The sequence below is a fragment of the Escherichia sp. XD33 genome (assembly GCF_019375075.1).
GTDB lineage: Bacteria > Pseudomonadota > Gammaproteobacteria > Enterobacterales > Enterobacteriaceae > Enterobacter > Enterobacter flexneri_A.
In genome coordinates this window covers 175,769-184,968 of record NZ_JAENDM010000004.1, presented here as the reverse complement: position 1 = coordinate 184,968, position 9,200 = coordinate 175,769, and the positions used below count along the sequence as shown (strand labels likewise).

General features: G+C 54.1%; 10 protein-coding genes. 8 read left to right on the top strand and 2 right to left on the bottom strand.

Annotated elements, in window-relative coordinates; all coding sequences use genetic code 11:
• Both K0778_RS04695 and rbn read right to left on the bottom strand, forming a co-directional pair.
• A partial coding sequence (locus tag K0778_RS04695) for an IS1 family transposase (protein ID WP_001676991.1) occupies positions 1 to 64 on the bottom strand: 64 nt, incomplete at its 3' end.
• A gap of 202 nt (positions 65 to 266) precedes the next feature.
• Positions 267 to 1,184: a ribonuclease BN gene (rbn, locus tag K0778_RS04690; protein WP_001300687.1), complete on the bottom strand. Its 918-nt coding sequence runs from the start codon at positions 1,182 to 1,184 to the stop codon at positions 267 to 269.
• Between the two features lie 64 nt (positions 1,185 to 1,248).
• Here rbn and K0778_RS04685 point away from each other — a divergent pair, with 64 nt between their 5' ends.
• The 8 genes from K0778_RS04685 (at position 1,249) to menE (ending at position 9,144) form a co-directional block, all read left to right on the top strand.
• Entirely contained in the window at positions 1,249 to 1,710 is a 462-nt protein-coding gene (locus K0778_RS04685; protein ID WP_000574094.1) for a GNAT family N-acetyltransferase, read from the top strand.
• Positions 1,711 to 1,764: 54 nt separating this feature from the next.
• The gene (gene elaB / locus K0778_RS04680; RefSeq protein WP_000070621.1) at positions 1,765 to 2,070 is read left to right on the top strand and encodes a stress response protein ElaB; all 306 of its coding nucleotides are present in this window, start codon (positions 1,765 to 1,767) and stop codon (positions 2,068 to 2,070) included.
• Positions 2,071 to 2,148: 78 nt separating this feature from the next.
• The gene (gene menF, locus K0778_RS04675) at positions 2,149 to 3,447 is read left to right on the top strand and encodes an isochorismate synthase MenF (RefSeq protein ID WP_058055522.1); all 1,299 of its coding nucleotides are present in this window, start codon (positions 2,149 to 2,151) and stop codon (positions 3,445 to 3,447) included.
• Between the two features lie 85 nt (positions 3,448 to 3,532).
• Positions 3,533 to 5,203 carry a 2-succinyl-5-enolpyruvyl-6-hydroxy-3-cyclohexene-1-carboxylic-acid synthase gene (menD, locus tag K0778_RS04670; protein ID WP_058055521.1) on the top strand — a complete coding sequence of 557 codons (1,671 nt, stop codon included), beginning with the start codon at positions 3,533 to 3,535 and terminating at the stop codon, positions 5,201 to 5,203.
• Positions 5,200 to 5,958: a 2-succinyl-6-hydroxy-2,4-cyclohexadiene-1-carboxylate synthase gene (menH, locus tag K0778_RS04665; RefSeq protein WP_058055520.1), complete on the top strand. Its 759-nt coding sequence runs from the start codon at positions 5,200 to 5,202 to the stop codon at positions 5,956 to 5,958. Before menD ends, menH begins: the two co-directional genes overlap by 4 nt.
• Positions 5,959 to 5,972: 14 nt before the next feature.
• The gene (menB, locus tag K0778_RS04660; protein ID WP_000640000.1) at positions 5,973 to 6,830 is read left to right on the top strand and encodes a 1,4-dihydroxy-2-naphthoyl-CoA synthase; all 858 of its coding nucleotides are present in this window, start codon (positions 5,973 to 5,975) and stop codon (positions 6,828 to 6,830) included.
• Positions 6,830 to 7,792 (top strand): o-succinylbenzoate synthase, encoded by a 963-nt coding sequence (gene menC / locus K0778_RS04655; protein ID WP_058055519.1) that lies wholly within the window; start codon positions 6,830 to 6,832, stop codon positions 7,790 to 7,792. Before menB ends, menC begins: the two co-directional genes overlap by 1 nt.
• Complete coding sequence (menE, locus tag K0778_RS04650) at positions 7,789 to 9,144, top strand: o-succinylbenzoate--CoA ligase (protein WP_063084525.1); 1,356 nt, start codon at positions 7,789 to 7,791, stop codon at positions 9,142 to 9,144. Before menC ends, menE begins: the two co-directional genes overlap by 4 nt.
• Positions 9,145 to 9,200: the final 56 nt, after the last annotated feature.

Below are 9,200 nucleotides of genomic sequence, written 5' to 3'. Positions count from 1 at the left end.
TGCCGTTACGCACCACCCCGTCAGTAGCTGAACAGGAGGGACAGCTGATAGAAACAGAAGCCACTGGAGCACCTCAAAAACACCATCATACACTAAATCAGTAAGTTGGCAGCATCACCAAAAGAGGCAACTTATTGCTCTGAATATAGTGCGTAAGGAGATGAATAAATATCAAAAATCGCTCAATATGCCTGTGTGGGTGGATATATGTAGCGCGGGTTGCGATAACAGGGCAAGTTTCGCCCTGTTTTTAATAATAAGCAGAGTTAAACGTTAAACACGGTGAAATCATTCGCCAGTTCAGTCGCCGGGAAAATTGACCTGCATTCACGTAACAGGTGCTGACAACCTTTGTCATCATAGCGCGAGCTGACGTGGGTAATGATTAGCTTGCCGACTCCAGCCTCACGGGCTAGTGTCGCAGCCTGGCGTGTAGAGCTATGGCCGCGACTATTGGCTTTGGCTTCCATGGTTATATCCAGCGTCGCTTCGTGCACCATGACATCGACACCTTTAGCCAGGTCAAGTGCGGCATCGCAGGGGCCGGTATCGCCGAAAATAGCGAGCGCTTTACCTGGCACTGGAGCAGCTAAGTAATCTGCGCCGTTAATCTGCCTTCCATCTTCCAGCGTGATTGTTTTGCCCGCTTTTAATTCCTGAAACAGTGGGCCAGGCGGCACGCCAGCAGCTTTTAATGCCTGGGCATTTAATGCACCCGGTTTATCATGTTCTTCAATACGATAGCCATAACATTCCAGTGGGTGTTCCAGCGGATAAGCGGTTACTTTGCGCAGGCCATCATCGAGAATTTCGCCAGCGCCAATTTCGACAATTTCCAGCGGATAATCGGTCCATGAGCCGCTAATCCGCAGCGCGGTTTCCACAAATTCACGGATACCTTGCGGACCATAAATCGTTAAGGGTTGGATAATGCCTGACATAGAACGACTGCACAGCAAGCCGGGTAAACCAAAAAGATGATCGCCATGAAGGTGACTGATAAAAATCTTGTCCAGTTTTCCAGGGTTAAAGGCGGTATGCAGTAGCTGATGCTGGGTGCCTTCACCGCAGTCAAACAACCAAAGTCCGCTCTGGGTCGGATGTTGCAGGTTAAGCAATATTGCCGTGACATTGCGCGTGCGGGTTGGCACACCGGCTGAAGTACCTAAAAAAATTAATTCCATGAGTTCATCACGTTTCAAAAAATATTCCGGCTAGTATAAGGCATACATCTAAAAGGAGAGCATTATGATTGAATGGCAAGATCTGCATCACTCTGAATTATCGGTTTCCCAGCTTTATGCCTTATTACAACTGCGTTGCGCGGTGTTTGTTGTCGAGCAGAATTGCCCTTATCAGGATATCGATGGTGATGATTTGACGGGGGATAATCGCCATATTCTCGGTTGGAAAAATGATGAACTGGTGGCGTATGCGAGGATTCTGAAAAGTGATGATGATCTTGAGCCGGTCGTTATAGGTCGGGTGATTGTCAGTGAAGCGTTGCGTGGCGAAAAAGTGGGGCAGCAGCTGATGAGTAAAACACTCGAAACATGTACGCGTCACTGGCCTGATAAACCTGTTTACCTCGGGGCGCAGGCGCATCTGCAAAACTTCTACCAAAGTTTTGGCTTTATCCCTGTGACGGAGGTCTATGAAGAAGATGGTATCCCACACATTGGGATGGCACGCGAGGTAATTCAGGCGTAATCAATAACCATTGTCTATAGTTAGTGACAGGTTTTACGCAAATGGAGAACGAGAATGTCTAATCAGTTTGGTGATACACGTATCGATGACGACCTGACGCTGCTTAGTGAAACACTGGAAGAGGTGCTCCGCTCCTCTGGCGATCCCGCCGATCAGAAATATGTTGAGCTGAAAGCGCGTGCAGAAAAAGCGCTGGATGATGTGAAAAAACGGGTTAGCCAGGCTTCAGACAGTTATTACTATCGGGCGAAGCAGGCTGTTTATCGTGCTGATGACTACGTCCACGAAAAACCCTGGCAAGGAATTGGGGTGGGCGCGGCCGTTGGGCTGGTATTAGGACTGTTGCTGGCACGCCGTTAAAACCTCCCTACACCGGGGTACTGCATTTTTTTTGTAGTACCCCGTATAATGTGAGGCTTTTAACAGGGAGAGGTCCGCGTGCAATCACTCACTACGGCGCTGGAAAATCTACTGCGCCTTTTGTCGCAAGAGATTCCAGCGACACCCGGCATTCGGGTTATTGATATACCTTTCCCTCTCAAAGATGCTTTTGATGCCTTGAGCTGGCTGGCCAGTCAGCAAACGTATCCGCAATTCTACTGGCAACAACGTAATGGTGATGAAGAAGCTGCCGTCCTAGGCGCGATTACCTGTTTTACGTCGTTGGACCAGGCACAACGTTTTCTTCGCCAGCACCCGGAACACGCCGATTTACGCATATGGGGGCTGAATGCGTTTGACCCGTCGCAGGGCAATTTACTTTTACCACGACTGGAATGGCGACGCTGTGGCGGTAAAGCCACGCTGCGACTGATGCTATTCAGCGAAAGCTCCCTTCAGCACGATGCGATAAAGGCAAAAGAATTTATCGCCACACTGGTGAGTATCAAGTCCCTGCCAGGGTTACATTTAACCACCACGCGAGAACAACACTGGCCGGACAAAACGGGCTGGACGCGATTAATCGAACTGGCAACGAAAACCATCACCGAAGGTGAACTCGACAAAGTGGTTATTGCTCGGGCGACTGACCTGCATTTCGCAAGTCCGGTCAATGCGGCAGCAATGATGGCTGCCAGTCGTCGGCTCAATCTGAACTGCTACCATTTTTACATGGCCTTTGATAGCGACAATGCTTTTCTTGGCTCTTCACCGGAACGGTTATGGCGGCGGCATGCCAAAGCGCTGCGTACTGAAGCGCTGGCGGGAACGGTAGCAAATCATCCTGATGATAAGCAGGCGCAGCAGTTAGGTGAGTGGCTGATGGCGGATGATAAAAACCAGCGCGAGAACATGCTGGTGGTGGAAGATATCTGCCAACGATTGCAGGCCGATACCCAGACGCTGGATGTTTTACCACCGCAGGTACTGCGTCTGCGTAAAGTGCAGCATCTGCGCCGCTGTATCTGGACTTCACTCAACAAAGCGGATGATGTGATCTGTTTACATCAGTTGCAGCCAACGGCTGCGGTTGCGGGCTTACCGCGTGACCTGGCGCGGCAGTTTATCGCCCGTCACGAACCGTTCACCCGTGAATGGTATGCCGGTTCCGCGGGCTATCTTTCGTTACAACAAAGCGAATTCTGCGTTTCCCTGCGCTCAGCAAAAATTAGCGGCAATGTCGTGCGATTATATGCTGGCGCGGGCATTGTCCGTGGCTCCGACCCCGAGCAAGAGTGGCAGGAAATCGACAACAAAGCGGCAGGGCTGCGTACTTTATTACAAATGGAAGAGTAATGAGTCGCATCATTACCGATTCATATCAATAATCTATTTTTGTAGCTCCTTATACTTAGCCGCAATATTGATACCGGACAAACTCATGTCAGTAAGCGCATTTAACCGACGCTGGGCGGCGGTCATTCTGGAAGCATTAACGCGTCACGGCGTCAGACACATCTGTATCGCCCCTGGCTCGCGTTCTACACCGTTAACGTTAGCGGCGGCGGAGAATTCCGCCTTTATTCACCACACCCATTTTGATGAGCGTGGACTGGGGCATCTGGCGCTGGGGCTGGCGAAAGTCAGCAAGCAGCCGGTGGCGGTGATTGTGACCTCCGGCACGGCGGTAGCAAATCTCTATCCGGCATTGATTGAAGCTGGGTTAACCGGAGAAAAACTGATCCTGTTAACCGCCGATCGCCCGCCGGAGCTCATTGACTGCGGCGCGAATCAGGCGATTCGTCAGCCGGGAATGTTCGCCTCTCATCCTACGCATAGCATTTCACTGCCGCGCCCGACACAGGATATTTCTGCCCGTTGGCTGGTCTCTACTATCGACCACGCCCTTGGTACGCTTCATGCTGGAGGAGTCCATATCAACTGCCCGTTTGCTGAACCGCTATATGGCGAGATGGACGACACCGGGCTTAGTTGGCAACAGCGTCTTGGCGACTGGTGGCAGGACGATAAACCGTGGCTGCGTGAAGCGCCTCGTCTGGAAAGTGAAAAACAGCGTGACTGGTTCTTCTGGCGACAAAAGCGCGGCGTGGTAGTTGCTGGTCGCATGAGTGCGGAAGAGGGCAAAAAAGTTGCTCTGTGGGCGCAAACTCTTGGCTGGCCGCTGATTGGCGACGTCCTGTCGCAAACCGGACAGCCGCTGCCGTGTGCCGATCTCTGGTTAGGCAATGCCAAAGCGACCAGCGAACTGCAACAGGCGCAGATTGTGGTGCAACTGGGCAGCAGCCTGACGGGCAAACGGCTCCTGCAATGGCAGGCAAGCTGTGAACCAGAAGAGTACTGGATTGTTGATGACATTGAAGGGCGACTTGATCCGGCACACCATCGCGGACGCCGCTTAATTGCCAATATTGCCGACTGGCTGGAGCTGCATCCGGCAGAAAAACGCCAGCCCTGGTGCGTTGAAATCCCGCGCCTGGCGGAACAGGCAATGCAGGCGGTTATTGCCCGTCGCGATGCGTTTGGCGAAGCGCAACTGGCGCATCGCATCAGCGACTATTTGCCGGAACAGGGGCAACTGTTTGTTGGCAACAGCCTGGTGGTACGTCTGATCGATGCGCTCTCGCAACTTCCGGCGGGTTACCCGGTGTATAGCAACCGTGGGGCCAGCGGTATTGACGGGCTGCTATCTACTGCCGCAGGCGTTCAGCGGGCCAGTGGCAAACCGACGCTGGCAATTGTGGGCGATCTCTCAGCACTTTACGATCTCAACGCGCTGGCATTATTGCGCCAGGTTTCCGCGCCGCTGGTATTAATTGTGGTGAACAACAACGGCGGGCAAATTTTTTCGCTGTTGCCAACGCCGAAAAGCGAGCGCGAGCGTTTCTATCTGATGCCGCAAAACGTCCATTTTGAGCACGCCGCCGCGATGTTTGAGCTGAAATATCATCGTCCGCAAAACTGGCAGGAGCTTGAAAAGGCACTTGCCGACGCCTGGCGCACGCCGACCACCACGGTAATTGAAATGGTGGTTAACGACACCGATGGTGCGCAAACCCTCCAGCAACTGCTGGCGCAGGTAAGCCATTTATGATCCTGCACGCGCAGGCAAAACACGGCAAACCAGGTTTACCCTGGCTGGTGTTTTTGCACGGTTTTTCCGGCGATTGCCATGAATGGCAAGAAGTGGGCGAGGCGTTTGCCGACTACTCGCGGTTGTATGTTGATCTCCCAGGTCACGGTGGTTCGGCAGCAATTAGCGTCGATGGATTTGATGATGTCACCGGCTTACTGCGTAAAACTCTGATTAGTTACAACATCCTTAACTTCTGGCTGGTGGGGTACTCGCTTGGCGGACGGGTGGCGATGATGGCGGCTTGTCAGGGGATGCCGGGGCTGAGTGGGGTTGTGGTCGAAGGCGGGCATCCGGGATTGCAAAGTGCTGAACAACGCACGGAACGTCTGCTTTCCGATCGCCAATGGGCGCAGCGTTTTCGCACAGAACCATTAACGGCGGTATTTGCCGACTGGTATCAACAGCCTGTCTTTGCCTCGCTCAATGACGATCAACGCCGGGAGCTGGTGGCGCTGCGTAGCCACAATAACGGTGTAACGCTTGCTACTATGCTGGAGGCCACTTCTCTCGCCGTCCAGCCTGATTTACGTGCTAACCTTAGCGCCCGCACATTTGCGTTTTATTATTTATGTGGTGAACGTGACAGCAAATTCCGCGCTCTGGCGGCGGAACTGGCTGCCGACTGCCATGTCATTCCTCGCGCCGGACATAACGCGCACCGGGAAAATCCCGCTGGCGTAATCGCAAGTCTGGCGCAGATCTTGCGTTTCTGACTAAAGGACACAATATGATTTATCCTGATGAAGCAATGCTTTACGCACCGGTTGAATGGCACGACTGCTCCGAAGGTTTCGAGGACATTCGTTATGAAAAATCCACCGACGGTATCGCAAAAATCACCATTAATCGTCCGCAGGTGCGCAATGCCTTTCGTCCTCTGACGGTAAAAGAGATGATCCAGGCACTGGCAGATGCGCGTTATGACGATAACATCGGCGTAATTATTCTGACTGGTGCAGGCGATAAAGCGTTCTGCTCTGGTGGCGACCAGAAAGTGCGTGGCGATTACGGCGGCTATAAAGATGATTCCGGCGTACATCATTTGAATGTGCTGGACTTCCAGCGTCAGATCCGTACCTGTCCGAAACCGGTTGTCGCGATGGTAGCGGGTTACTCCATCGGCGGCGGTCACGTTCTGCACATGATGTGCGACCTGACCATCGCGGCGGAAAACGCCATCTTCGGTCAGACTGGCCCGAAAGTCGGTTCCTTCGATGGCGGCTGGGGCGCTTCCTATATGGCGCGCATTGTTGGGCAGAAAAAAGCGCGTGAAATCTGGTTCCTGTGCCGTCAGTACGACGCGAAACAAGCGCTGGATATGGGCCTTGTCAACACCGTGGTGCCGCTGGCAGATCTGGAAAAAGAAACCGTGCGTTGGTGCCGCGAAATGCTGCAAAACAGCCCGATGGCGCTGCGTTGCCTGAAAGCTGCGCTGAACGCTGACTGTGACGGTCAGGCGGGTCTGCAGGAGCTGGCGGGCAATGCCACCATGCTGTTCTACATGACGGAAGAAGGTCAGGAAGGTCGCAACGCCTTCAACCAGAAACGTCAGCCTGACTTCAGCAAATTTAAACGGAATCCGTAATGCGTAGCGCGCAGGTATACCGCTGGCAGATCCCCATGGACGCGGGGGTGGTTCTGCGCGACAGGCGGTTAAAAACCCGCGACGGGCTGTATGTTTGCCTGCGTGAGGGCGAGCGCGAAGGGTGGGGAGAGATCTCCCCACTGCCGGGCTTCAGTCAGGAAACCTGGGAAGAGGCGCAAAGTGTGCTGCTTGCCTGGGTAAATAACTGGCTGGCAGGCGATTGCGAATTACCGCAAATGCCTTCCGTCGCCTTTGGCGTAAGCTGTGCATTGGCTGAGCTGGCAGACACGTTACCACAGACGGCAAATTTCCGTGCTGCACCGTTGTGTAATGGTGATCCTGACGATCTGATCCTCAAACTTGCCGATATGCCAGGTGAGAAAGTGGCGAAGGTCAAGGTGGGATTGTACGAAGCGGTGCGCGACGGCATGGTGGTGAATCTGTTGCTGGAGGCCATTCCGGATCTGCATTTGCGTCTTGATGCGAATCGCGCCTGGACGCCGCTGAAAGGCCAGCAGTTTGCCAAATACGTTAACCCGGATTATCGCGGCCGCATCGCGTTTCTCGAAGAACCGTGCAAAACCCGCGAGGATTCCCGCGCCTTTGCCCGTGAAACGGGTATTGCCATTGCCTGGGATGAAAGCCTGCGTGAGCCGGATTTTGCCTTTGTGGCGGAAGAAGGCGTGCGAGCGGTGGTGATCAAACCCACGCTCACGGGCAGCCTGGAGAAAGTGCGCGAGCAGGTGCAGGCGGCGCACGCGCTGGGGCTGACGGCGGTGATCAGTTCATCTATTGAGTCGAGCTTAGGCTTAACGCAACTGGCGCGGATTGCCGCCTGGTTAACGCCAGACACTATCCCGGGGCTGGACACGCTGGATCTGATGCAGGCGCAGCAGGTTCGTCGCTGGCCGGGTAGCACGCTGCCTTTTGTCGACGTTGATGCACTGGAGCGGTTGTTATGATCTTCTCTGACTGGCCGTGGCGTCACTGGCGGCAAGTGCGGGGAGAAGCCATCGCCTTACGTCTCAATGATGAGCAACTCAACTGGCGCGAGCTTTGTGTTTACGTCGATGAATTAGCCTCAGGCTTTGCGGCGCAGGGCGTGGTTGAGGGCAGCGGCGTGATGTTGCGGGCGTGGAATACGCCGCAAACGCTGCTCTCCTGGCTGGCGCTACTGCAATGCGGAGCGCGGGTGCTGCCCGTGAATCCACAGTTGCCGCAACCGTTGCTTGAGGAATTGTTGCCCAATCTGACGCTGCAATTTGCACTGGTGCCGGAAGGAGAAAACACGTTTCCGGCGTTAACTTCGCTGCACATTCAGCTGGTTGAAGGCGCACATGCCGCTGCGTGGCAGCCGACGCGTCTGTGCTCAATGACGTTAACTTCTGGCTCCACCGGGTTGCCGAAAGCCGCTGTTCATACTTATCAGGCCCATCTTGCCAGCGCCGAAGGGGTGTTATCGCTGATTCCGTTTGGCGATCACGATGACTGGTTGCTCTCTTTGCCGCTGTTTCACGTCTCCGGTCAGGGAATTCTGTGGCGCTGGTTATACGCTGGTGCGCGGATGACGGTACGTGATAAACAGCCGTTGGATCACATGCTGGCAGGCTGTACTCACGCATCGCTGGTGCCGACGCAGCTCTGGCGTTTGCTGGTTAACCGCAGTTCCGTTTCCCTGAAAGCAGTGTTGCTTGGCGGCGCGGCGATCCCGGTCGAGTTGACGGAACAGGCGCGCGAGCAGGGTATTCGTTGCTTTTGTGGCTATGGTCTGACCGAGTTTGCTTCCACGGTGTGTGCGAAAGAAGCCGACGGTCTGGCGGACGTCGGTTCGCCGCTGCCCGGTCGGGAAGTGAAAATCGTTAACGATGAAGTGTGGCTGCGGGCTGCCAGCATGGCAGAAGGTTACTGGCGTAACGGACAACTGGTGCCGCTGGTGAATGACGAAGGCTGGTACGCTACGCGCGATCGCGGCGAGATGCATAACGGTAAGCTGACCATTGTCGGACGTTTAGACAATCTGTTCTTCAGTGGTGGCGAAGGCATTCAGCCAGAAGAAGTCGAGCGCGTTATTGCTGCACATCCTGCGGTTTTGCAGGTGTTTATCGTTCCCGTTGCTGACAAGGAGTTTGGTCATCGACCGGTAGCGGTGGTGGAGTATGACCAGCAAACCGTTGATCTTGGTGAATGGGTGAAAGATAAGCTGGCCCGTTTTCAGCAACCGGTGCGTTGGCTGACGCTTCCACCTGAACTGAAAAACGGCGGTATTAAAATTTCACGTCAGGCGCTAAAAGAATGGGTGCAACGTCAGCAATAATTATTGACTCTCCATTTCACTTCTCATTTCTGCCATTCCATTGCCGTTGATGAAGA

What these genes read in the sequence shown, in the direction of transcription:
- rbn (WP_001300687.1), bottom strand. Translation starts at nt 1,184, where the DNA reads ATGGAATTAATTTTTTTAGGTACTTCAGCCGGTGTGCCAACCCGCACG.
- K0778_RS04685 (WP_000574094.1), top strand. Translation starts at nt 1,249, where the DNA reads ATGATTGAATGGCAAGATCTGCATCACTCTGAATTATCGGTTTCCCAG.
- elaB (WP_000070621.1), top strand. Translation starts at nt 1,765, where the DNA reads ATGTCTAATCAGTTTGGTGATACACGTATCGATGACGACCTGACGCTG.
- menD (WP_058055521.1), top strand. Translation starts at nt 3,533, where the DNA reads ATGTCAGTAAGCGCATTTAACCGACGCTGGGCGGCGGTCATTCTGGAA.
- menH (WP_058055520.1), top strand. Translation starts at nt 5,200, where the DNA reads ATGATCCTGCACGCGCAGGCAAAACACGGCAAACCAGGTTTACCCTGG.
- menB (WP_000640000.1), top strand. Translation starts at nt 5,973, where the DNA reads ATGATTTATCCTGATGAAGCAATGCTTTACGCACCGGTTGAATGGCAC.
- menC (WP_058055519.1), top strand. Translation starts at nt 6,830, where the DNA reads ATGCGTAGCGCGCAGGTATACCGCTGGCAGATCCCCATGGACGCGGGG.
- menE (WP_063084525.1), top strand. Translation starts at nt 7,789, where the DNA reads ATGATCTTCTCTGACTGGCCGTGGCGTCACTGGCGGCAAGTGCGGGGA.